Origin of the sequence: Thermococcus sp. 21S7, assembly GCF_012027615.1 — an archaeon.
Lineage (GTDB): Archaea > Methanobacteriota_B > Thermococci > Thermococcales > Thermococcaceae > Thermococcus.
In genome coordinates, this window is sequence record NZ_SNUT01000006.1 from 66,634 (window position 1) to 89,542 (window position 22,909).

Annotated in this window: 24 protein-coding genes and 2 tRNA genes; 8 read left to right on the forward strand and 18 right to left on the reverse strand. The window is 51.0% G+C overall.

What is annotated here, in order from left to right; all coding sequences use genetic code 11:
- Positions 1-603, forward strand: a complete 603-nt coding sequence (locus E3E51_RS10120) for a hypothetical protein (protein ID WP_167912995.1) — start codon at positions 1-3, stop codon at positions 601-603.
- Here the strand turns inward: E3E51_RS10120 and E3E51_RS10125 are convergent.
- From E3E51_RS10125 to thsB, 4 genes are all read right to left on the reverse strand, one after another.
- The gene (locus E3E51_RS10125) at positions 584-1,267 is read right to left on the reverse strand and encodes a multidrug transporter (protein WP_167912996.1); all 684 of its coding nucleotides are present in this window, start codon (positions 1,265-1,267) and stop codon (positions 584-586) included. The two genes, E3E51_RS10120 and E3E51_RS10125, sit on opposite strands and share 20 nt — an antisense overlap.
- Positions 1,251-2,132 (reverse strand): ABC transporter ATP-binding protein, encoded by an 882-nt coding sequence (locus E3E51_RS10130; protein WP_167912997.1) that lies wholly within the window; start codon positions 2,130-2,132, stop codon positions 1,251-1,253. The genes E3E51_RS10125 and E3E51_RS10130 overlap by 17 nt, the downstream gene beginning before the upstream one ends.
- Before the next feature lie 70 nt (positions 2,133-2,202).
- Positions 2,203-3,564 carry an ATP-binding protein gene (locus E3E51_RS10135; RefSeq protein WP_167912998.1) on the reverse strand — a complete coding sequence of 454 codons (1,362 nt, stop codon included), beginning with the start codon at positions 3,562-3,564 and terminating at the stop codon, positions 2,203-2,205.
- A 208-nt stretch (positions 3,565-3,772) separates the two neighbouring features.
- Positions 3,773-5,410, reverse strand: coding sequence for a thermosome subunit beta (gene thsB, locus E3E51_RS10140; RefSeq protein ID WP_167912999.1), 1,638 nt, complete (start codon positions 5,408-5,410; stop codon positions 3,773-3,775).
- 162 nt (positions 5,411-5,572) lie between these two features.
- Between thsB and E3E51_RS10145 the strand changes: the two genes are divergently transcribed.
- Complete coding sequence (locus tag E3E51_RS10145; RefSeq protein WP_167913000.1) at positions 5,573-6,310, forward strand: hypothetical protein; 738 nt, start codon at positions 5,573-5,575, stop codon at positions 6,308-6,310.
- A gap of 2 nt (positions 6,311-6,312) precedes the next feature.
- Here E3E51_RS10145 and E3E51_RS10150 read toward each other — a convergent pair whose 3' ends face one another.
- From E3E51_RS10150 to E3E51_RS10165, 4 genes are all read right to left on the reverse strand, one after another.
- Positions 6,313-7,059 carry an anaerobic ribonucleoside-triphosphate reductase activating protein gene (locus tag E3E51_RS10150; protein WP_167913001.1) on the reverse strand — a complete coding sequence of 249 codons (747 nt, stop codon included), beginning with the start codon at positions 7,057-7,059 and terminating at the stop codon, positions 6,313-6,315.
- 22 nt (positions 7,060-7,081) lie between these two features.
- Positions 7,082-8,926 (reverse strand): anaerobic ribonucleoside triphosphate reductase, encoded by a 1,845-nt coding sequence (locus tag E3E51_RS10155; RefSeq protein WP_206204551.1) that lies wholly within the window; start codon positions 8,924-8,926, stop codon positions 7,082-7,084.
- A gap of 315 nt (positions 8,927-9,241) precedes the next feature.
- Positions 9,242-10,129 (reverse strand): DUF364 domain-containing protein, encoded by an 888-nt coding sequence (locus E3E51_RS10160; protein ID WP_167913002.1) that lies wholly within the window; start codon positions 10,127-10,129, stop codon positions 9,242-9,244.
- The gene (locus tag E3E51_RS10165) at positions 10,126-11,325 is read right to left on the reverse strand and encodes an ABC transporter substrate-binding protein (RefSeq protein ID WP_167913003.1); all 1,200 of its coding nucleotides are present in this window, start codon (positions 11,323-11,325) and stop codon (positions 10,126-10,128) included. Before E3E51_RS10165 ends, E3E51_RS10160 begins: the two co-directional genes overlap by 4 nt.
- Before the next feature lie 282 nt (positions 11,326-11,607).
- On the opposite strand from E3E51_RS10165, the gene E3E51_RS10170 reads away from it, so the two are divergent.
- Entirely contained in the window at positions 11,608-12,627 is a 1,020-nt protein-coding gene (locus E3E51_RS10170; RefSeq protein WP_167913004.1) for a tetratricopeptide repeat protein, read from the forward strand.
- Here E3E51_RS10170 and E3E51_RS10175 read toward each other — a convergent pair.
- From E3E51_RS10175 to E3E51_RS10200, 6 genes are all read right to left on the reverse strand, one after another.
- The gene (locus E3E51_RS10175; RefSeq protein WP_167913005.1) at positions 12,624-12,848 is read right to left on the reverse strand and encodes a DUF2283 domain-containing protein; all 225 of its coding nucleotides are present in this window, start codon (positions 12,846-12,848) and stop codon (positions 12,624-12,626) included. The two genes, E3E51_RS10170 and E3E51_RS10175, sit on opposite strands and share 4 nt — an antisense overlap.
- A complete protein-coding gene (locus E3E51_RS10180; RefSeq protein ID WP_167913006.1) occupies positions 12,845-13,129 on the reverse strand; it encodes a DUF4258 domain-containing protein in 285 nt (94 codons plus the stop codon). The genes E3E51_RS10175 and E3E51_RS10180 overlap by 4 nt, the downstream gene beginning before the upstream one ends.
- Positions 13,130-13,225: 96 nt before the next feature.
- A complete protein-coding gene (locus tag E3E51_RS10185; RefSeq protein ID WP_088867424.1) occupies positions 13,226-13,501 on the reverse strand; it encodes an elongation factor 1-beta in 276 nt (91 codons plus the stop codon).
- Between the two features lie 19 nt (positions 13,502-13,520).
- Entirely contained in the window at positions 13,521-13,700 is a 180-nt protein-coding gene (locus E3E51_RS10190; RefSeq protein ID WP_012572828.1) for a zinc finger domain-containing protein, read from the reverse strand.
- Between the two features lie 140 nt (positions 13,701-13,840).
- Positions 13,841-13,984 carry a hypothetical protein gene (locus tag E3E51_RS10195; RefSeq protein ID WP_167913007.1) on the reverse strand — a complete coding sequence of 48 codons (144 nt, stop codon included), beginning with the start codon at positions 13,982-13,984 and terminating at the stop codon, positions 13,841-13,843.
- The gene (locus E3E51_RS10200; RefSeq protein ID WP_167913008.1) at positions 13,977-14,768 is read right to left on the reverse strand and encodes a type IV toxin-antitoxin system AbiEi family antitoxin; all 792 of its coding nucleotides are present in this window, start codon (positions 14,766-14,768) and stop codon (positions 13,977-13,979) included. The genes E3E51_RS10195 and E3E51_RS10200 overlap by 8 nt, the downstream gene beginning before the upstream one ends.
- A gap of 95 nt (positions 14,769-14,863) precedes the next feature.
- Here E3E51_RS10200 and E3E51_RS10205 point away from each other — a divergent pair, with 95 nt between their 5' ends.
- Positions 14,864-15,931: an ATP-binding protein gene (locus tag E3E51_RS10205; protein ID WP_167913009.1), complete on the forward strand. Its 1,068-nt coding sequence runs from the start codon at positions 14,864-14,866 to the stop codon at positions 15,929-15,931.
- Positions 15,932-16,484: 553 nt separating this feature from the next.
- On the opposite strand, the gene E3E51_RS10210 is transcribed toward E3E51_RS10205, so the two are convergent.
- Positions 16,485-17,213, reverse strand: coding sequence for a hypothetical protein (locus E3E51_RS10210; RefSeq protein WP_167913010.1), 729 nt, complete (start codon positions 17,211-17,213; stop codon positions 16,485-16,487).
- Between the two features lie 27 nt (positions 17,214-17,240).
- Complete coding sequence (locus E3E51_RS10215; protein ID WP_167913011.1) at positions 17,241-17,399, reverse strand: hypothetical protein; 159 nt, start codon at positions 17,397-17,399, stop codon at positions 17,241-17,243.
- 48 nt (positions 17,400-17,447) lie between these two features.
- Between E3E51_RS10215 and E3E51_RS10220 the strand changes: the two genes are divergently transcribed.
- On the forward strand, positions 17,448-18,083 hold the full coding sequence (locus E3E51_RS10220) for a hypothetical protein (protein ID WP_167913012.1): 636 nt from the start codon (positions 17,448-17,450) through the stop codon (positions 18,081-18,083).
- A gap of 695 nt (positions 18,084-18,778) precedes the next feature.
- Here E3E51_RS10220 and E3E51_RS10225 read toward each other — a convergent pair.
- Positions 18,779-18,856: transfer RNA gene (locus E3E51_RS10225), tRNA-Ile, on the reverse strand.
- A 13-nt stretch (positions 18,857-18,869) separates the two neighbouring features.
- A tRNA-Glu gene (locus tag E3E51_RS10230) sits at positions 18,870-18,947 on the reverse strand.
- A 652-nt stretch (positions 18,948-19,599) separates the two neighbouring features.
- Between E3E51_RS10230 and aglJ the strand changes: the two genes are divergently transcribed.
- The 3 genes from aglJ to E3E51_RS10245 are packed head-to-tail and all read left to right on the forward strand — an operon-like array spanning position 19,600 to position 22,907.
- Positions 19,600-20,607 carry an S-layer glycoprotein N-glycosyltransferase AglJ gene (gene aglJ, locus E3E51_RS10235; RefSeq protein ID WP_240924317.1) on the forward strand — a complete coding sequence of 336 codons (1,008 nt, stop codon included), beginning with the start codon at positions 19,600-19,602 and terminating at the stop codon, positions 20,605-20,607.
- A 51-nt stretch (positions 20,608-20,658) separates the two neighbouring features.
- Positions 20,659-21,822, forward strand: coding sequence for a glycosyltransferase family 4 protein (locus E3E51_RS10240; protein WP_167913014.1), 1,164 nt, complete (start codon positions 20,659-20,661; stop codon positions 21,820-21,822).
- Positions 21,819-22,907 (forward strand): glycosyltransferase family 4 protein, encoded by a 1,089-nt coding sequence (locus tag E3E51_RS10245; protein WP_167913015.1) that lies wholly within the window; start codon positions 21,819-21,821, stop codon positions 22,905-22,907. The genes E3E51_RS10240 and E3E51_RS10245 overlap by 4 nt, the downstream gene beginning before the upstream one ends.
- The last annotated feature ends 2 nt before the right edge of the window (positions 22,908-22,909 follow it).

Here is a 22,909-nt window from a genome sequence, read left to right on the forward strand (position 1 = left end):
ATGTTCCTCTACACCAAAAACTTCGATGAGCAGAAAGCTAGAGCGATGGAAGGCCTCAGGCAGGCCTTGGAAGAGGGCAAGGTGGATGAGGACATAATCCCGCTACTCGATAAAATCAACTCCCTTGAGAACTACTTCACCACCTCCTCGTGCTCGGGCAGGATTTCGGTCATGGAGATGCCGGACTTCGGGGACAAGGTGAACTCCGTCTGGCTCGGCAAGTGGCACCGCGAGGTTACCGTTGAGGAGATCCTCGATGCCATAGGAAAGCACTCAAAGGGCCAGCTCTGGTTCCTGGTCAGGAGTCCGATTCTTCACGTCGGGGCGAGAACCATGGAGGACGCTGTAAAACTTCTCAACCTCGCCATCGGGCTGGGCTTCAAGTACTCGAACATCAAGAGCGTGAGTCACAAGAAGCTCCTCGTTGAGATACGCTCCACCGAGAGGATGGACGTTCCGCTTGGCTCTGATGGAGAGCTCTGGGTGGACGGCGAATACATCGAGAGGATCGTTGCCCTCGCCAACTCCCAGGTGAGGCGCTTCAAGGGGAAGCTGAAGAGGCTGGAAGAGGAAATAGACAAGCTTACCCCTCAAGCCCCCTGAATCTGGCCAGGAAGAGCAGGCCGGTGAGCCCCCAGAAGGCCGTCACGAGGAGGTTCCCGGGATCGCCGTTCCCGGATATCAGCCGTGAGGCGCTCACCGTCGGGAGGAGCATAAGGATTCTGGCAAGGCCATCGGGCAGAACGCTTGGGGGATAGTAGACCGGCGGGAACACCGTGAGGCCGGTCACGAGTATGTTCGAGAGCCTTATCGTTCTAACGGGTTCCTTCATCCTCACGCCAAGGAGGAAGCCTATCCCTGCACCCCACAGCCAGAGGGATACCACACCAAGGAGCATCCCGGGGAGTGCCCGGACTCCAAGGCGCGTGAGGAGGAGAACCGTGAGGAGAAGGACGTAGGGAAGAGCGGGAACGCTCATTCCTATGGAAATCCCCAGGGCTTTCTTCCAGCCGCTTCCCGGGAGGGACATGAGGATGTCGTAGAACCTCGAACGCGTCTTCATTCCGACCAGCTCTATCGCAAGGTCCGCTATGCCGACCCCAGCTATGAAGCTGACGACCGCTCCGGCTAGAGCTGTGTTCAAAAACCTGCCTCCGCTCACGACGTAGACTATGAAGATGAAGGAGAGCGGCTGAATGGCGAAGCTGATGAGGGAGAACCTCCCCCTGGTTAATGCCCTGGCGTAGTACTCAATCAGCGCCATCATCGAGACCACCCGCGATGAAAACATCCTCTATCGTCAGGCTCTCCCTTCTGAAGGGTATTCCCGCACTTTCGAGGGCTTCCATTATCTCCTTCTCTTCACCCCCCGAGCGGGTGTAGATGTAGACCCTTCTCCCGGCTTTTTTCAGGAGAAAGCCCTCAAGCTCAACGTCTTCAAAGGCTACTATCTTCGAATGAAGACCGCTCAGGTAGTCCCTCGCGACCCTCTCGGGCCTTCCGAAGGCCTTTATCTTCCCGTCCTTCAGGAGGAGAACGCGGTCGCAGACGCTCGATATCTCGTTGAGGTAGTGGCTGGTGAGGACTATCGTCGATTCCTCGGCCTTTTTCCGGAGAACCTCCCACAGGTTGAGTCTGTTCTCGACGTCCAGGCCAACGGTGGGCTCGTCAAGGAAGTAGAGCCTGGCATGGGCCGAGAGGACCATGGCCAGCAGGGCCCTCCTGACCATGCCCCCAGAAAGGGTGGACATAGGTTCGTCCGCGTACTCTATCCCAAAGAGTTCCATGGCATCGTCCGCAATCCTTCTGGCTTCGTCCCTCCCAAGCCCCCTCATCCGGAGGTAGTGGTAGACGTAGTCCCTCGGGGTGAGCGTGTAGAAGTGGGCCTTGACGTCCTGGGGGAGGAGCGCGAAAAGGTCTTTTGCCTCGCAGGGCCTCCTTCCAAAAATCCGGACTTCACCGGAGTCAGGCTTCAGGAGACAGACCAGAATCCTTATCAGCGTCGTCTTTCCGGCACCGTTCGGCCCGATTATGCCCACTATCTCGCCCTCTTGCACGGTGAAGGAAACGTCGCTGAGGGCCTTCTTTGAGCCGTACCATTTGGAGAGGCCTCTTACTTCAATGGAGGGCATACAAGAAAAGTTCAGGGGGAACTAAAAAAGGTTTATGCCTACCAGTTGTATTATGGCCGTCCAATCAAGGCTAAAGCATCAGTAGGAACCACTCATTTGGGAGCCATATTATATTGCCCCTCCGTTTGAATGCTCCACCGTGCACCACAACCCCTCTATCGGCTTTTACCTTCCTCATGGTCCTCCTAACCTGTCTGTCGTCCTTCTCCCCCCATCCAACCTCGATAACGACCTTTTCCCGGGGTGTGCTCAGTATGAAGTCGGCCCCTCCTTTGCTGGCGTCATATGTTACCAGGCCAAGGTTTCTGCCAGCCATGAGGTACAGGTAAAGGGCAACGGCATCCTCAAGCAGGTTCCCGAGAGTTTTCTCGTCCGTCTCAAGAAAACCGAAGCGGTTTAGGATAGCCGCTCTAAGGGCGGGGGCAAGAAACTTGTACTTGGGAGTTTTTCTCACAGCCTTTCCGAGCGAGCCGTATGCCCTCACAGGAAATATAACCTCAAGGGCCTCAAGGGCTGAGAGGAGTTTGGCCAAAACCGGCCTTGAAATCCCCAGTCTCGCCGTCAGCCTGTCGTAATTCAAGCTCTCACCCGAGGCCAGCATGAGCATCAAGGAAAAAGCCTTCTCCAGAATCTCTCTAGAGAATCCAGCGTTCGCCAGATCCCAGTGAACTATACGCTCCACTATCGAATATGCGTCCTCTAATGGTTCCCTCGAAGACAGTGCTAAAGGAAGGGAACCGGAGACGAGGTATCTTTCAACTTCAATCGGGTCAAACCCCAGGAGAACCTCCCGAATCTTTTCCTCTATTCCATCTGCCTCGCCAGTTAGCAGGAGTTTTTTAAGGTCGTCCTTTATCCAAGCATCGGTGTGAATCCCCTTTAGATGAAGATACTCCGTAAACGTCAGAGGTGTGACGTGAAGTCTCTTTGCCCTTCTTGCCAAATCGGTGCTGAGCTTTATTTCCATGGCCGAAGAACCCGTCGCAACTACAACCAGGTTCTTCGCCCTGTCGTGGGCAACCTTCAAAGCCAGATCCCAGTTTTCGTCGTAGTGAACCTCATCAAGGAGAAAAACTGTTGGCTCGCTCAGCTCCTCAAGTCTCTCGCCGATGGCGTGCTCGTAGCTCTCGAAGACATCCATGAGGCGGAAACCAAGCATTTTAATCTCATCCACGGAGACGTAGATAATTCTCTTCTCACTTACCCTGCCAAGGAGCTTGAAGTAAAGCTGGGCCAGCATCGTGGTCTTTCCCACCCCCCTGAGCCCGTGGAGTAAGATGACCCTGCTCTCCCCCGAGTTCAGGCTAATCTCCACTTCTTCAAATAATCGTTTCACCATATCCCTCTCGGGTAGGGGTTTTCCGCTCTTGAGGGCGAACTTCTCCAGCCGCTTTCCGCTGAGGGTTAGGATTCTGCGCATATATTCTTCCATTGATCGCCCACCGGGTTTTAGTTAGTTTTAACTTACTTAAACTTTGCTGTTTTAGTTAATCTCAATTTACTAATTTGCACAACATACACTAGAGAAGAATGCTAAAGCAAAAATGCCATTACGGTGGCATTAACAGGGGAGAAACTCCAGAAGTCTCAAAGAGAAAATGATTGCAATATTGAGAAAGAAAGGCTAGAATGAATCAGAATCAGTCGAGGTCGCTGCTGAAGTCGTTGCCCCCGCTCTCGCCGCCCTTGTCCTTTTCAAGCTTGCTCGCCGCGATGACGTCGTCGATTCTGAGGATCATTATTGCCGCCTCGCTGGCGCTCTTGATGGCCTGCTTGGTGACCCTGACCGGGGCGATAACACCGCGCTCCATCATGTCGGCGGGCTCGCCCTCGAAGACGTCGACGCCGACGGTCGGTCCCTTCTCCTTGTGGGCGGCGATGACCTTCACGAGGGTCTCGATCGGGTCGAGACCGGCGTTCTCGGCGAGGGTCCTCGGTATAACCTTGAGGGCCTCAGCGAAGGCCTCTATGGCGAGCTGCTCCTTGCCGCCGACCTCCTTGGCGAACTCGTCGAGCCTGATGCTGAGCTCAATCTCCGGGGCGCCACCGGCGGCGAGTATCTTGCCGTCCTCGACGATGTCCTTGACGACCTTGACGGCGTCCTCAAGGGCGCGCTCAACCTCGTCGACAACGTGCTCGGTGCCGCCGCGGATGAGTATGGTCACAGCCTTCGGGTTCTTGCAGCCCTCAACGAAGATCATGTTCTCTCCGGCGACCTTCCTCTGCTCGACGAGCTCGGCCTCACCAAGGTCCTCCGTGGTGAGGTCGCGGACGTTGGTGACGATCTTGGCGCCGGTAGCTTTCGCGAGCTTCTCCATGTCGCTCTTCTTAACCCTCCTGACGGCGAGGATGCCGTACTTGGCCAGGTAGTGCTGGGCGAGGTCGTCGATGCCCTTCTGGACGAAGACGACGTTAGCTCCGACATCCTTAATCTTTTCGACCATCTCGCGGAGCATCTTCTCCTCCTGCTCAAGGAAGGCCTGGAGCTGCTCCGGGCTGGTGATCCTGATCTCGGCGTCGGTCTCGGTCTCCTTGACCTCAAGGGCCTCGTTGATGAGCGCAATCTTGGCGTTCTCAATTCTCTTAGGCATGCCGGGGTGGACAACCTCCTTGTCGATGACGACGCCCCTGATGAGCCTGGTGTCCTTGACGCTGCCGCCCTCCTTCTTCTCGAACTTGATGTTGTCGAGGTCGACCTTGTAGGTGCCGTCGACCTTCTCGGCGACCTGCTTGACGGCCTCGACGGCGATGTTGGCGAGGTACTCGCGCTCCTCCTCGGCGGCCTTACCGGTGATGGCGGTGATGGCGGCCTTCTTGAGCATCTCAACGTCGTCAACGTCGACGTCCTTGGCTATCTCGTCGAGTATCTCCTGGGCCTTCTCGGCGGCGAGGGCATAACCCTTGATGACTATGCTCGGGTGGATGTTCTGGTCGAGGAGCTCCTCAGCCTTCCTGAGAAGCTCGCCAGCGATAACAACGGCGGTGGTGGTACCGTCACCCGCCTCCTTGTCCTGAGTCTTGGCGACCTCAACCATCATCTTCGCGGCCGGGTGCTGAATGTCCATCTCGTCGAGGATGGTGGCACCGTCGTTGGTGATGACTATGTCTCCGAGGCTGTCGACGAGCATTTTATCCATACCCTTCGGGCCAAGGGTGGTTCTAACGGTTTCAGCAATAATCCTCGCGGCAAGAATGTTCAGCCTCTGCGCATCCCTACCAACGTACCTCTGAGTCCCCTCAGGCAGAATAACAACCGGCTGTCCAGCGAGCTGGGCCATCTCCTCTCACCTCCGCCCGTTTTTCTTTTTACCGACGGAGGACTTTTAGTTACAATTAGTGTTTCCGGTCTATGGTACCTTTGGATTATTTATAAAGTTTTCGGTCAAGCCCAGAGCAAATCATCCACAAGAATTATAAATGATATAACCCCAAATAGTACCATGGGGCGGAAAAGCTGGGCCCTTGCGGGACTGCTCATGGCCATTATCGTAACGTATCTTGCCCCTTCCACGATTCTTGAGAAAGGAACGGCTCCGATTCCCGCCAAACTTTCACCCGAGGACGTTCTCACCGGGGTGGAGGAGCTTTCGGAAGCCGGAGCAACGTGGGAAACGAACTGGAGTACCGGGAACGAAACCTCGTTCATAAAAGGAACGGCAATCATCGAAGACGACATCCGGGGCATCCTCACGACAATCCGCCCCGATGGAACTTTGGGAGGAGAGACCCTGGTGCTCTGGAAGAATGGAACCCTTGAGACCGTCGGTGTTGTGATGTTCGAAAACCTGACCATTCCAAAGTGCAGGAACGGGAGCATGAACGAATCCCGGGCCAAAAGCCTTGTGCTGCCACTGGTTGAAATTTTCGCCGCTTTCGACCTTGGGTTCGGCAATCACAGCAACAGCGTCGAGAGCGAATGTTCCGAGAACACCTGCACCGTACGGGTACTTAGGCTTTCGGATAATGAGAGAATAGAGGGGCGGGCCGTGTTTATCGGCTCCCGGCCCTCGGTTATAAGAGTGAGCATCAGCTACGACAACACCACCCGAAACACCGTCGTGAGGTTCACCTACCCGGGAGATGAAACCTACGAGGCCGTGAAAAGGGCTATAGAGACAAAACAGCGGGAGCTGAGAAGGTTCTGTCCCCCAGGGGAAACGGAGGACAAAGGGCGATGAAACTACACGCGTTCCTCCGAATCCAGTCCGGCGGCTGTGCCCCAGAAGCCGTTAACGTGAACGCCGATGCCGAGGCTTTCGAGCTTCCCCCTCAGCTCCTCAACCTCGCCGTCAGGCCAGCAGTGGATGGAGCACCACCACCCGTCCCTGGGGTCCGTCAAAGGCCTGCCGACGAGCGGGTTCAGGACAACGTAGAAGTTCGTATCGACCCTTTTGAGCCCTTCCTCAATGTAGGGCCACGCATCCAGACCCTTCGCCACAGGAATCCTCAGCTCCAGCGGGACCCCGTAGTCGGAAACTACCTCAAGTCCCCTCAGGAAGAGCCCCCACAGCTTCCTCGCAGGCTTTTCTGGAAGGCCGTAGAGTTCGGGCGGTGCTTTAAGGTCCGTCGCTATGTGGTCAACGAGGCCGGCCTTTAAAAGCCTCTCCAGCGGGCCAATGAGGGTCAGGTTCGTGTTCAAACTCACCGGCACGTCGAGGAGCTTCACCTCGGCGAAGAGCGAACTCAGCTCCCTCCACTGCATCAGCGGCTCCCCGCCGGTGACGTGGAAGTAGTCCACGAGGAAGGAGCCCGCATCAAGTTCGTCGAGGAGTGCCCTTCTGTCGAGGGTGAAGCAGTCGAGGCCTTCCGCTATGCGCCAGTTGTGGCAGAAGGGGCACCTCAGGTTGCACCCGCAGAGCCAGAGCGTGAAGGTCACCCCGCCGTGAACGTCCACCATGCTGACGCTCTTCCAGCCGCTCGTGAGCATAGGGTCACCCCCAGAAAAGAAATCATGAGGAGTAGTGCCTCCTCGTCCAGAACTCCTTCTTCCTGAAGGGGTTCCAGTTCTTGAGCGGTCTGTAATAGCCGATTATCCTGCTCCAGACCTCAACGTTCTCGCTTCCGCAGCGCGGGCAGTGGGTGTGCAAACCCGTTGTCGAGTACTTGCAGTCGTTGCAGACGGTAACTGCTGGAGTGTAGCTCCAGTAGACGAGTTCCGTCCTCATCAGCCTCTTCGTGAGCTTTGCTAATGCCTCCGGGTCGGGCTCTTCTCCAAGGAAAATGTGCATCATGACCCCGCCGGTGAAGCTCTTCTGGACCTTCTCCTCCACGCGTATCCTGTCGGCCAGCTCAAGGGAACCGTAGTAGGGGGCTATACTGGTGGAGTAAATCGGATTCTCAGGGTCGCTGAGGTACCCTTCAAGCTCCGGGAACTCACGCAGGTCCTTTATAGCTAATTTCGCCGCGGCGCTCTCACCGGGAACCTCCTCGACGTTCCACGGAGTTCCAGTTTCCTTCATCCACTCCCTCGCCTTTGCCGTCGCGAACTCGACCATCTCCTTCATCAGTTCAGCGGCCCTGAGCCAGTCCCTCCTAGTCCCCTCCTCCCAGAGGTTGGGCTCGTTGAGGTAAATCGCGGCCGCCTCCGGGAGGCCGAGGATTCCGACGGTGTTGAAGTGGCTGCCCGGGAACTCCCCGAGGTAGAGGTGAATCATGCTGTACATGTGCCCGTATGCCGTAATCAGCCTCACATAGCGCTCCCTGAACCAGTCTGTTGTTCTCCTCACGACCCCGAGAAGCTTCTCGTACTCCTCCCAGAACCCATCATCGTCGCCGTTGGCCTTGAGGGCCAGCCTCGGCAGGTTCACGGTGGTAACATTCACAGAGCCGGTGACGTCCGGCATCGCCCAGAGCCCGCCGAAGCGCCCCCTCTCAACTTCTTTAAGCCATTGATCTTTAGTATCTTCTGCATTAAAGCTAAAAACCTCTTTCATTTCGTTTTTATCTATCACAAGCCTGCAGCACATCGAGAAGCTCGCGTCCGGGTCTACGACGTTGGTGTTGAGCCAGTAGAAGCTCCCGCGCTTTGAGGCGGTCTTAAAAACGGCCTCGAAGACCTCCGGGTCGTCCCAGAGCATCTGAGCTGTAACCATCAGCGTCGGAATCGGGAAGGTAAAGGGCTGGCCGAGCGAGTCTCCCTCGCGGAGAACCTCGGTTAGGGCTATGAAGAACTCCTTCGCCTCCCTTTCGTACTCGCCGAGCGGTTCGACCCTTTCACCGGCGTAGAGGGCGTGGTCGCCATCGAGCATCTTCTTTGGGGCGTCGAGTGTTACGGTGAAGTTCGTGAAAGGAGTTTGCATTCCCACCCTGCTCGGGTAGTTGAGGTTGTAAACCAAGCGCTGAATCTGCTGTCTGATTTTACGCCTGTCAATGCCCTCCTTCCTGATGAAGGGCCCGGCGTACCACTCGACCGAGCTTAAAGCCTGGGCGCCGCTGAAGTAGTGCTGCATCGTTATGAGGTAGTTCGCTATGTGGTCAACGTAGGTGTCGAAGTGCCTGGCCGGCCTTGAGACTATGGTCGGCGTTTTCAGCCCCGTCTCAAGGAGCCTCGCCGTGCTGTGGCCGGTGCAGTAGGGAATGTAGAGGCTGTATGGGAGCTTGTGGATGTAAACGTCACCAGAGAAGTGAGCCTTCCTGCCCTCCTTCGGAACGAGCGAGATGCTCTCCTTTAAGGCCTCCTCCATCACGTAGGCGAAGAAGCCGGTCGGACCGGGGTAGCGGTTTGCGTTCTCCAGAACGTCCAGACTGCTCCAGCCCGCGTACTCATGGATTACATCCTTTTTCACTATCTCCATGCCGGTCACCTGGATAATTTATCCAATATCTGTGAGTGATGGGAGAACCTATAACGATTTGCCTTGAATGAGTGGTCATTTATCCAAAAGATGGGCATATTGTAGCATTAAATGTTAGAAAAGGTCTGGAAACTCTACCAAAACGACAACCAAAGTGACAACGTGTCCACGGCATGGTATAAAATTCCGACGAACTCTTGTCACATATACAAGAAAATTAGAGAATATTGGACAGCATCACCGGACACTGCATCATCCCCCGCTCGAATCACAAAAACGAAAAAGGAGTGAGGAACGCCAGGAATGTCGAGTTCCTTAGGAAAGTGCCGCCTCCCCGTTCCACACCTCTACTATCCGAGTCTTGGGACAGCTGTACTGATAGACGCACCGGGAGTCCATTATACGGAGCTTCACCTCTTCCTCCACAGGTATCTTGATGGCGTAGACCCCGTCCACGAGCCTGAGGAGGCGAGAGGGATAGAATGAGCACGACGGGCCGTAGAGAACCCTTACCCTCGCGTTCCTGCAGTGCTTGAGGACCTCGGGCAGGGTTCCGTTCGGGAGCGTCATGCCGGTGATGAAGACTACGTCGGCATCCTCCAGGCACCCAGGATTGTTGTAGACCCTGACCCTGGGTTCCCTGCCTCTGAGGCTGAGGGTCTGGAACAGCTCCGCATCGAGCAGCTCAAGGCACCTCAGTTCCTTGACCTGGCTGATGAGGTACGGAAACGTCCAGTAGGCGAAGCCGACTACCGCAACCACGTCTTCCTTTGATATCAGCCTGCCCCCGCTCCGTCCTATCTCGCGCCCAAACAGGCCCTCGCTTATCGGACGCTCAACGACGTTAAAGCCTTCCCGCTCAAGGTGCTCCCTGTTCATGAACCTGTAGGAAAGGGCGGAGAGCGTTGAAAGGGCTATGGCGTTGTACAGCGTCCCATCCAGTTCCATGAGCTCGCCTATGACCCCACGCGCATCCCTGCCGAGCAGGTCGAGGCCCTTAATCTCCCCTATCATTCCACCACTGCCGTACTCCATGCCTCTGAACACCGCCGAACAGCTGCCGCATCCTGTACCTCCGTCCTCGTATTCCACGTAAGTCAGGAGCCACGGATGGTACGGGCTGGCTATGAGGTCGTCGATTCTGCCATTGGCCCCGATGTCCTTCAGCGTCTTCTCGACTATATCCCTAATCTCCGCCCTCATTCTCCCTCACCCGGCGTTATCTTTTCGAAGGCACGGTACCTCTCCTTGAGAATGCGGTACGCGTCCCTGCCCCGTTCCCCAAGGAACTCAACGAATATCTCCTCCGCCTTTTTGTCCACGTCGATGTCGGCGAACTTCTCTGGATAGAGTATCTTCCCGACGAAGTAGGCGTCGGCTATCCCCACCTCCTTGTTGTAGGCGAACCAGCAGTAGGGCATGACCGAGTAAAGGGGCTTTTCTTTCAGCGGCCCGTATGCGGGGTCGTTCTCTATGTCGCTGAGGACGAAGGGCAGGGAAACGGCGCTCACAAATATGACGTCGGGGTTCCACTGGACGAGGGCCTCCTTATCGACGTTTATGCCCTTGCTCTCCCCGTCAACCTCGGAGGCAACGTTTTTGGCGTGGACCCATTCGAACGGGGGCCAGTGAGGGTCGGTTCCGAGAACACCGTGAGTTCCGTAGTACGCCCTGCCGGCGATGTAGACGGTGGGCTTCTCCTGGTCCGGGATACCCTTCGTTCTTCCATCCAGGTCAGCCAGGTAAGAATTCATCGTGTTAATGATCTCTTCCGCCCGGTTCTCCTTGCCGAGAATCCTTCCCATCAGCCTCAGGGAATCGTAGTACTTCTCAAGCTGTTCCTTCGTTCCAACGGAACCAACGTACACGATCACGACCGGAATCCCCGTTTTCTGCTGAATTTCGTCTGCCTCGTCGGCGTTCCACGGGCCGGCAAAGATGACGTCCGGCTTCAGCTCCACAATCCTCTCAAGGTTCAGGGTTTTTCCGCTCCTGATGACTGGCTTCTTCCGGAGCTCCGGATACGCCGCAATATAGGGCAGATCAAGGCCGGCGGGCCACTTTCCGTTCTCCCCCCGAACCTCCGCCGCTTCCCTCAGCTCTATCCCAACGACCTTTTCGGGGGCCTCGTCCCTCAGCAGGTAGACAACTTCCCTCAGCGTACAGCCGATCGCAAGAACCCTATCGACCCTGGCGGGAACCTCGACGTGTCTCCCAACGGAGTCGACTATCTCCACCAGCTGAGGCGCACCAGTCGTCTGAACTTTGCTCTCCGCCGACGGAGTTTCGCTTGGGATGTTCTTGGCATTCTCCCCGATGCAGCCGGCACTCATGACACTGAGAGCCAAAATGACGAGCACCAGGAGAGGAATGATCCTGCGTATCCCCCTCACGTCCATCCCTCCGTTTGCCAGGTTGTGTGTTACTTATTTCAAGTTCAGTAATACAAAACACGAGAAATATGCCAAATTTTTAACACTTTTTAAAACTGTCAGTTCAAAACTTATAGTTTTAGTAGCACCCAGTGACTTTTCTTTTTTCACAAGCCTCGCCCTTTAGGGTGGGGAGTCAGATCAGGCAGCGAAACTGGAGAACCGAAGGGCAACACATTTCGCATGCCCCGAATTGCTGGAGCATACATTTTTAACCCGTTCGGCGAACCGAAACCCGGTGATGTGAAAATGGGCGACATCAAGGCCGAATGGGAGAATGCCCTAAGCGAGAGGGACTGTGAGAGGCTCCTGGAGCTCTTTGACGATTACGTGGACTCCATAGAGGACGAGGAGACCCTCAGAGAGGAGCTCGAAAGGCTCAAGAGAATCGCCGAGGAGTGCGAAGACCCCTACGACCTGGCCCACGAGATAGGCCACGTCTACGCGCACCTCGACGACGTCGAGGCAGGAATCGAACTCTACAGAAGGGTGGTCGAGAGAAAAAGGGATGACCCTGAGGAGTACGCGACTGCTCTCTACTACCTGGCGGACGCCTACGAGCACTTCGGCATGCCGGAGAAGGCGATAGAGACCTACGAGAAGCTCCTCAAGCTGGAGGAAGAGGTTCTGAATAACGAGAGGGAGATAGCGCTCACGCTGGCGAACCTGGCGGTGAACTATGACGAGATAGGTGAGACCGAGAAGGCCATCGAACTCATGGAGCGCGCCAGGGAGATTTTTGAGAGGCTCAACGACGAGAAGAACCGCATGATAAGCCTCCTCGACCTTGCGCACTTCAGGTACGAGCTGGGGGACTACGACGCGGCGGAGGCGCTGATAAACGAGGTTCTCCGGAACCCGAGGGAGGACGAGATTGAGATAAACGCCAGGCTGGTCGAGGCCGAGATATTCGCCGGGAGGGAGGAGTACGACAAGGCTTTCAGAGCCATACGGGACGCCCTCGTAAAGGCCATAAACGTGAGCGACGAGATTTTTGGCCTCGTCTTCGACACGCTGATGGACTTCATCGAGGGGCTCTTCAACGAGGGCTCCTACGGCGTTGTCGCAGAGAACATGGAGTCCTTTGCGGAGCTCTTCGAGGACGACACCGCTTACTTCTTCAGGGCCATCGCCGAGCTTGCCCGCTGGAAGGGCGGGGAGGACGGTGCGAAGGAGCGCTTTGACGAGCTTTATTCAAAGGTGGAGAACAAGGAGCTCCGCTCGGTTCTGGACGAGTGGAAGAGGCCGAAGCTGAGTCTGGGGCTTTAGGCCTTTATTTCTTCATTTAACCCCTTTGTGTAGCGCTCTATCTCAAGGAGGCTCTTTCTGATGATGTTTTCTCCAGCGTTCCATATCTCAATTCCAACGACGTTTCCATTCTCGTCGTACTCGAACCACACATCATCGTCAACCTCGTCGGTATCGGCCACTGGGCCATCCCTGATGAGGATATAGAGGATGTCAGCCTTTGGATCGTATCTCACTTTCATAACTCCACCCACCTCCGGGATGATAATCTTCTTTCAATGATTTTGTCGAGGCTTTTACTGGTGTCTATAACGGTTATAACTTCAACAATATTGTCCCTTCTATCATGTACCACTATCAGCCAGTGCTCGGGGATGTTTCTTCGACCAATTACAACGAAATGGCCTGAGCGCAGGTCATAGAACTTCCTCCTGGGCGAGTCGATGATCCCCATTACTTCCTCAATACTAACATCCCTTTCTCTAAGTCTCTCTTTTGCATGCTCTGTTAAGACAATCTTCATCAGAACCTAATTCAGTCAGAAAACTAAAAATATTGTGGTTTTGCATTGTTATGGAAGTTACACTCAAATGCTCGTATAGAGAAAAGGAATGAGGATTCAGATCCTCGAAACGGTCTCAACTTCCGCGCTCTCGACGTTCTCAACCTGCCTGAAGAGCTCGGTAACCTCGTCGTAGGAGTAGCCCTCGGCGTCCTTTCCGAGAACGTAGAACTTGAGGGCGACGAGACCGAAGGCGATCGGCTCGCGCTCGACCTTGGCAAGGCCGAACTTCTCGGGGATGACGGCCTTCAGCTTCTCCTCAAGCTCGTCGAGGTTGACCTCCGGGTCGGTCGGCATGACCTTTATAACGCCAACAAGGTTGAAGTCAGCCATCTTTTTCACCTCCCAACTTTCACGGCCCCTCCCAGCCGCACTTCGGGCACTTGTAAGGGACTGAGAGGACCCTGCAGCTTTCGCAGCGCCAGATTATCTCCTCGCCGCAGTTCGGGCAGACGAAGTGAGTGGCGTGCTCCCTAGGGGTTATCTCCTTTCCGCATGATGTGCATACGGGTATCTCGAACTTGGCTTCCACTGCGAACACCTCCGAGAAAGGTGGTTTTAATCACTGGTGGGCATTGAGGGGGTTGGCTTATAAACCTTTCTCTGGGGAAAGGTGGGACTACAACGAAATCGCCCGACCAAGTTCTTCAATTCTGAGCTTCAGGCTTCCTATCATCTCTTCCCAGTTGGGACGCAGGCTCTTGGGGATAAAGTGGTTGGTAGAGTTAGCAGGAAGGAAATCCTCTCCTCCTTGGCGATATAGTTCAGGCCCAGCCCAGTCTTGGCGGCCAAATACCGGAGCATCTCCTCATCCATACGCCCACCCCAGTATCTTCTCCTTCCCAAGGTTGTCTATCAATTTCCATTCCCTAATGCTCCTCCCGCGGGAGGGAAGAGTCGGAACAAGCTTCGTCCAGCTTTTAACCCTCCCCTTTAGATAGTCAAGAACTCCCCCTGGGACACCAACTCCTAGCTCGTCCTTGAGGAGCTCTAGAATGTAGCCGGTTCTCTGACAGAGGGAGTCGCTGGCAAAGCGTTCGAAGTAGTCCATGAACTCGTCCCAGTCGAGTTTTTCGGCCTCATAGAGGGCCTTGGTTATCTCGGAGTAACCCCCGCAGTAGGCAGGCTTGTAAAAGCAGTCGAAGAACGTCTTCGCGAGGGTGGAGGTGTAGACGCCATCCTTAAGCGTCATTCCCGTGGCCTTTTCTCCGAGGGCAACAGCCTTGATCGTGTACTCCCCAACGACCCTCTCGCCGGATTTTCTCGGTGTTGCCACGAATATCGTGAACGGCTCGTAATCAAGCAGATCGTAAAGCCTTAGGGCGGAAGAGAAGGCTATGTATCCAGGGAACAGGGCCAGTGCTATCCTATAAGGGTTTTTTATTGAGGGCTTTCCGGGGCCTTCGTTGACGAGGTAGAGGCCTTTCTTCAGCCTTGTGAGGTAGCCCTTTTTCGAGAGGCTCCAAAGGACCTTTTTAACCATCCCCCTGCTGAGACCTGGGAAGAGCTCTCTAATCTCATCGGCACTCACAATATCCGCTCCCCGTATCACCCTCATTATGTCCTGTTCAGTTTTTGTGAGGTAGTAATTTTCCCGCATATAGTGACTGCTATGGTAACTTTCCTAATAAAATTTTCGAAAGCCCAAAAAGCTTATAGGTTACAGGGGTATAACTAGTTACAGGGGTGTAACCTATGATGTTCAGTGAGAGACCTGTCTCAGATATGAGGAGGTTATATGGGAAGGAGCACAGGCGGGCGGTTCAAGAACTGAAAAAGAACGTGGAAGCGGGAAAGTTCACCGCGATACTGGGTCCAAGAAGGGTCGGGAAAACAAGCGTTCTACGAACTTTCCTCAACCACTACGGCTACCCCTATCTCTACTATGACCTATCCCCATACATTGGACTTACCGGAGTCAGCTACCAGGCCCTAACTCCTGCCCTGATTGGGTTTGAGACGGGTAAACTCTCCGGGGAGGCGCAACTTAGCCTGGGAGTTCTCAAACTGAATTTCAAAGTTGAGAGGGGAGTAGAGTTCGAGAATGCTATGATAAACCTCCTTCGGGAAGTCAACGAAAAGTATGAGCGCTTTCTCCTGGTATTCGATGAGGCTCAGGTGCTCGCGTTCGTAAGGGGCGTGAACATGATGGGGCTCCTCCAGATGATCCACAACACCCTAGATAACGTTGTCGTGATAATGACCGGGTCGATGCCAGGGCTTCTTGAGAACATGCTCTCCCCTTCGTCCAGTAAGCCTATGTTCGCCAGATACGTTGAAACGATACGGATAAACAGGTGGAGCCCCGGAGAGGGAAAGGAGTACCTGAAGAAGGGTTTCGAGGAGGCAAACGTTGAGTACCTGCCGGATGAGTTGGAGGAAGCGGTGGAAGAGCTCTCTCCAGTGCCTGGTTTCCTGACGATTTATGGGATCCACAGGGTTAACGGAAAGGAACACGGGGGGGCTTTGGGGGAGGCGATAGATGAGGCAGTGAGTCTGTGGGAAAGAGACCTTGAGGCGTTTCTGAACATATACAACTCAAAAACATACGTCCGGGTTCTGTGGGTACTCGCCCAGAGCAGGCTGGGGTTTTCGTGGAGTGAACTAAAAAGGGAGCTGTCTAGGTTTGAGACCGTTAGCAATCCCAAACTTGCAAGAGTGCTGAAGAACCTCCTCGGAGCAGGGATGATAGAGAAGAGAGACGGCAAGTACTATATAGCCGAGAGACCTCTTGCCAAGGCGGTGTTGAGGATGAAGGTATGAATCCACATCTAGATGTGTTTGATATCATGTTTAGACTGTAAGTTGCGGGTGAGATGCAAGGCTCCTCCCAGCCTAGAGGTGTGCCTCCTGCTCAGAGAAATGGGAGGTCCCCCATTATGGGGGATGTCCAAAGATGTACATAGGAGTTGCAGGAGTTAACCAAACCTTAACAACACTGGCTCCTCTCATACGAACAGGATAAAGAGAACTACGAAAAAGCCCAAAGCATTAGGAGGAACAGTTCACAGGGGACGAACCACACGCCATTTCTGTTTTCAAGCTTTCCGTTATGGATGACCATACCACAGTCTTAGTCTGTTCAAACAGAATAAAAACCCCATGTTTAGTCTGCTTGAGCAGACTAGAGCCAAACTTTTAGCAAGGTCGACTAGAGAGAATCTCTCGCAAATGAACCCCCTTCACTAGGGGTCTTCACTTATTCAAGGTTTCCCTCATAGTGGATTATCTCCCTATGAGACACAGATGGAAGTGCTGGGAAAGCCTTTGTAGTTGGGGGAAGCAGATGGAAAAGTTAGGGATAGTGATGCACATACTATAAAAGGCCAGTGGAGTTCTCCAAAAAATTTTGCAAAAATGATAGACCATTATTAATGTTCTCCTCGGTTATGGCACCCCTGCGAACTTTGGTCTTTTTTGATTGGATATCTTTGAGGGGATAAATCTCAAAGCCCAGCCTGTCCCTAAAGTCTGTATCAAAAGTAAGTATCTTATTTATCCCCATTTTAATCATGAAATACGTAACCCAGGCATCAAAAAGATCAAATTCGTTGCTAAATACAATGTTCCTGCCACTGTTTCCGTATTTTTGAGTTATACTTCTTTTAGTTTCTATTTTAGTTGCCAGGAATTCAAACTCAAAAAGGGAAACACTCAGAGCTATTAGGTAATCCGGATCTGTTTTGTTCTCCAGAAAATCAAATATCTCCCGCTTATCTTTTAGGTGATCCCTTCTACTGATAAGAGCCTCTACCTGCAGTGGGTTAAGCAATAGTACAAAATTTTTTGGAAATTTTAGACCCAGCTCCAGCATCCCTTCAAAAAAAGTTTTTGCGACTCTCTTTCCGTGTTTCTTTATTAGTTCATTCGTTGTTTCCCAAAGGGTCGGCCAGCCAATAAAAAAGACAACATTACGGGAAGAGGTAGGATTATCAAGAAACTCCCTGGATCTTTCATGATACTGATCTTTCGGATCACAGAGGGAAATTAGAAAGCTCGTGTCTACGTAATACCAATCATTTCTCTGGGTGTGATTAGATCCCATTAACTCCCCTCACCTTTAGAAACAATGCTAAAACAGACTAATCCTGTTGTCTTCGAGGTACTTCCTAAACTGCACGCTGCTTATTCTCTGGACTTCTTTTGCTTCTCTGTATATACTAGTGTCCCTGAACATCCCCTTTGCTATTGCCTTTCGAAGGGTCATATCTTTTTTGCGCATTCTCCCCACCAAAGTTAGTTGGGGTCGAGAATATTTAAGCATTTCTTCACTGTGCACATGGTAGAAATCGAAACAGCATGTCCGAGTTCCCAAAAGCATAATGTGGTGTTCTTTGGCTATGCGAGAAAGGACGACGGTGATCCCCGTGAGTTCTTCCAGGAGTTCATCGACCTTGGTCACCTCCGTTTCGTCTTCGTACCGCGTTCGACGTCCCGCCTGTTGAACTACCTCGGTGTTGGAGACTACTCCTCGCCCCTGTTCGGCAGGTTTGAGGTCTTCGTTGAAGTTGTTCCACTCTCGCCAAATGAGAGTATGAAATTTCTCGGCGATTGCCCCTTCGATGTGGTGAGAGTTTATGGGTTGACTGGTGGTTTAAGGGGTGCTCTTGAGCTTCTCCGGAGTGTGGACTGTGATATCAAAGAATACAGGAGGATGATCAGCAAAATCGCTCTTCGCGACCTCGCACCGAAGGGGCCCAAAAAGGGCAGGAAACTCGTTGAGGTGGCCGCGGCGGTTGCAAAGGAAACCAGGGTTCGGGAATATGTAAAGCGTGAAGACATTGTCCAAAAGTATGGCATAGATGAAAAATCGCTGTCAAGATATTTATTCCCATTGTATGAGCTTGGCTATGTTGACTTTTTGAACAAAGATATGGTAAAAACACCAATACCATTTCAGTTTTTTGACATATAAATACATACTCATTCTTCTGAGTATGTATTTTTGTGTAATAATGCACGTTTGGGAGTACAGGAAGCTTTTGGAAAAAGCTTCGCCAAAAGTTTGTAGCTCTCTGCATTGTCGCGTTTGGAAAAGTTCTGGTTTTCTTCTCGGGAACCCTATTCTTGATGAGAACAATGAACAAAATGCCGAGCTTATCAAAGGGGTTTGCTTTCCTCTGACGCCCTACGGGCGCCTTTTTAGGGGTAAACCCCTTTACAAGGAGTTCCTAAAGGAGTTCTCACTCAAAACAATTGATTTCAAGTAGAAAACCTCTAGAGAACTTGCACTTCAAGAAGGAGCTACCAACTTTGATGAAACTTTGCGCAGGCAAACAAACTTTGCAAAGCAAAGTTTGATCAAAGAGAGCCCTTTCCATCAAACTGGCAGAAAAACCAGTCGTGCAATGGTCAAGTACAACCAAAACATGGGTTTAACTTTTAAATCAAGCCCTTCAAGCAGTTTCACATTTTTATCGGCGCCCGAAGGGCGCCTTCACAGATGAAACACTCACTAAGCAAGAATGGTTTACTGGTTAAAGCCCTGAAAAATTTCGTGCACTAGTTAAACCCTCGTTGAGAATGTAGTTAAAATATCGCACGACCTCAAGGCACAGCACCAAACACAGTTAGAACTTTTTGATGAAACTTTGCGCAGCAAAGTTTCAATGGTGGGCCCGCGGGGCTTCGAACCCCGGACCTCCCGCTTATCAGGCGGGCGCTCTGACCAGGCTGAGCCACGGGCCCACGAGAAAGATTTTGGTGCCCCGGCCGGGATTTGAACCCGGGTCGCGGGATCGAGAGTCCCGCATGATTGACCGGGCTACACCACCGGGGCGCGTCCGAAATTAGGGAGCCGGGAGGATTTAAAAAGTTTTCGGTAGATGGTCGGTCGTTCAGTGGGTCGGGCGGGTTTCATGAAAAAGGGTAATCATCACACAATCACTTATTTCTTTTATGAAAAGTCCTTCCGAACCACTCAGGGCACATCCCGCAGTTTTGTGAAATTATTTCCAACAGTTGCCAAAAAATTTTGCTATAAATAAAAGCAAAGCTTTATATAGTTAAAACACCTATAGGTATCTGAGGAGTGCTGTACGGAAGAGACTGAAGCGAAAGCTTCACCCCAGGACAGCCTGACCCGAGTGGTTTCATGAACCGTAACGGAACATGAGGCACGTTGCAGGGGAGGGTTTGAAAGGAGTGGAACTTCACTCCAGCCTCTTTCGCACGGCGCTCCTCACTATTCTCCAGCGTTTAATGAACGGCAGGTTTATCTGCTCTACTCTAATTAAACGTATTATCATATCTAATTTTCGTGGATAGCATGACACTATCTTCCACAAAGTTCTAAGATTACCCAACACGAAATTTCAAAACACCTCCTGCAGTCGTGACGAAAAACTTATTAGTATCATCTTGCTTGTCTACCATAGACTTCCACTCACATATGTCCAATCTAATCGGCACGTTGTTAAACCACCATGTCCATGGGGTTTACAAAAAAGGGCCTCGCACCAGCCGGCATGGAGGCATATCAAATGGAGAAAAAGGTTCATCCGGATGACGTCACGATACTCATTCCCACGAAGAACGAGGAGGATGGAATCGGGGAAGTCATCGACGGGTTTAAAGAACTGGGATATAAGAATATCTTCGTCATAGACGGACACAGCACCGACCGAACGAGAGAGATAGCAAAGGAGAAGGGTGCAACCGTTGTGGTTCAGAGCGGTAAAGGGAAAGGACAGGCGGTTGCTGAGGCGTTCAACCTCATTGACACTGATGTAATCGTCATGATCGACGGGGATGGAACTTACGACCCGAAGGATATCGAAAAACTTCTCCAGCCCATCGAGAGGGGGATAGCCGAGCACGTCATAGGAAACAGACTTGAGAACTACGAAGATGGGGCTTTTACCCGGCTTAATCTGGTTGGGAACAAGATATTCAACGCGCTCTTCAGGTTCATGTACGGCGTTAAGGTTCACGATTTACTCACAGGATACCGCGCCCTGACGAAGGAGCTCTACAAGAGCGTGGAGCTTGAAAAGCACGGCTTTGAGATCGAGACGGAACTCACAGTTGAGACGATAGCCAAAGGCTTTCGCATCGCCGAGGTTCCGATAAGCTACCGCAGAAGAAAGGGCGAGGCAAACCTCCACCCGATAAAGGACGGCTGGCGGATAGGAAAGACGATAATAGAACTGATGGTCAGGTACAATCCCGGGAGGTACCTGTACATCCTGGGATTCCTTGCCCTTCTGGTGGGCTTTATAACCGGGGTCTACGTGATACAGGAATGGCAGAGGGGAGTGACCCACTACCTGCTGGCACCGCTCACATCGATTTTCGTGATCACTGGGATTAACCTCGTGATATTCGGGTTCGTCACGGGGTACATCTTCAAGAGCATGGTGGGTTTGAAGAGGGAGATACGGAGTATCCAACGCATAATAGAAACCAAGTCCCAACGCAAGAATAACGGAAAAATCTAAAGTATATTAGAAGACAAGTTTGAATGAGCAGTTGAGAGGTGAAATGAGACTATGGATCGCGAAAAACTTTTGATAATATCCCCACATACTAAAGTCAAGTTGAAAGACATGCCAACCGAAGGTGTAGAGAGCAGAATATCCACCCTTGCACGTTTACTGACCAAAGACAAAGAAATCATAATTATTGAGCCTTCAGATTTAAAGAATAGCAAAGAACATGGTGTCAGATATCATTTCTACGCGTTCGACTTTGTGAAAATAAAAAATATGCGACTAGGTTCGTATTTCCTGTTTCTAAACCCATTCTATTACTATGCACTCTTTAGAGCCCTAAAAAAGCATTCTCCATCTATGATATTGATAAGCCAGCCGTGGGGAGTTTTTTCTACGTACTTAGTTGTAAGAAAAATTTTTGGAAGTACCTCATTTATTGTGCATGACTCTCACAATGTCGAAAGTGAATACGCAAAGATCATAGTAAAAGATAAAAATATCCCATGGATCATAAGACTGTTTTATCTTGTGACTATAAACTTTATTGAAAAATTATCTGTATACTATGCCGATTATACACTGGCAATAAGCTATGATAACAAAAAAACATTTATTAACAAATATAAAGTAATCCCAGAGAAAATAATTGTTGCTCCCCCACTAATCACAGTCAACAGACTTTCCAAAAATGAAAGGGCCAATAAAGGAAATAATCAAATCTGGGCAGTCTTTCATGGCATCTACAGAACTGTTCAAAACAAGGAGGCAATTGTCATTATAAAAAATAAGCTTGCAAAAGAATTTAAAAAATATAAAAACTTCAGGTTTATAATCTTTGGAAAAGGAGTTCCTAAGATTAACGATGATATTGTACTCTCTCTTGGGTTTGTTGAAAATATATATGAGCTTCTTGAGAAATGTGACATTGCAGTTATCCCACTAAAAAGTGGAGAAGGTGTTAAGCTTAAGATGTTAGATTACATGACTGTAGGGTTACCAATAGTAACAACCAAAAAAGGCGCTGAAGGATTGGAACTGGTAAACGGTAAGCATGCAATAATAGTCGATGATGTAAATGAAAACTTCGTGAGGGCGATTAAATATCTAATTGAAAATCCAAAAATTAGACGAAAACTTGGACACAACACAAAGGAACTAGCTAAGAAAAAACACACGAGAATAGAGCTTAATGGACAATATATCAGAGGGAATCTCACATGAGTACTACCTCAAAAAAGATAGCTGTCATAATAAATCCAATCCGAGGGGACATACTACACCCAAAAAAAGGGGGAGACCTGTATGTAAGATATATAGTTGATAAATTCATAGAAAACGGTTTTGATATCATCATTCTAAGTCCTGCTTGCTCGTCTTCTAAAAATAAAAAAATATCATGTTATAAATTTTCTACAATAAAGGGAGCTGGAACTTTAATGCTTGGTCTGAATATATCATATTTAGTTAGATTAACTAGGGCCATACGAAAAACAAGATCCCGGGTACAGTTAGTCCTAAATGGACCGTTTGGAGCGATTAGTACATATTTTCTATCACGAATATTGAGAACTAAAATGATTTATATTGCCCATAATGTTGAAAAAGATAGATACTCAGAAAAAAGTGTGTTTGAACATGAAGCTAAGTTGTTATGGGTATTATCTCGTATTGTACCCATATTTGAAGACTTTGCTGTCAAAGCAGATTCCATCATCTCGATTTCACCAACCGATAAAAAACGCTTTGTGGAGAAGTACAATATCAGGCCGGAAAAAATAATGGTATACCCCCCCATTGGCTTCAATTATCAACCTGTTACTAGGGCATATAACAAAGTATCCACAAAAGTGATTTTCCACGGTTCGTACAAATACTTACCGAATAAAGAAGCCATGGAAATTATCAGGGGATACCTTTCCAAAAGAATACCTTACAAAAATGTTCGATTTTTAGTTTTTGGCTCAGGCTCTCCAAAAATCCACGAAGAAACGTTTAGATCAGTTGGATTCATTGAGGATATATACAAATTTTTGTCTTCGTGTGATATAGCAATTGTCCCCCTTAAAAGAGGTGCTGGTGTTAAGCTTAAGATGTTAGATTACATGACTGTAGGGTTACCAATAGTAACAACCAAAAAAGGCGCTGAAGGATTGGAACTGGTAAACGGTAAGCATGCAATAATAGTCGATGATGTAAATGAAAACTTCGTGAGGGCGATTAAATATCTAATTGAAAATCCAAAAATTAGACGAAAACTTGGACACAACACAAAAAAGCTGGTGATGTTAAAATATTCGGGGGGATAAGC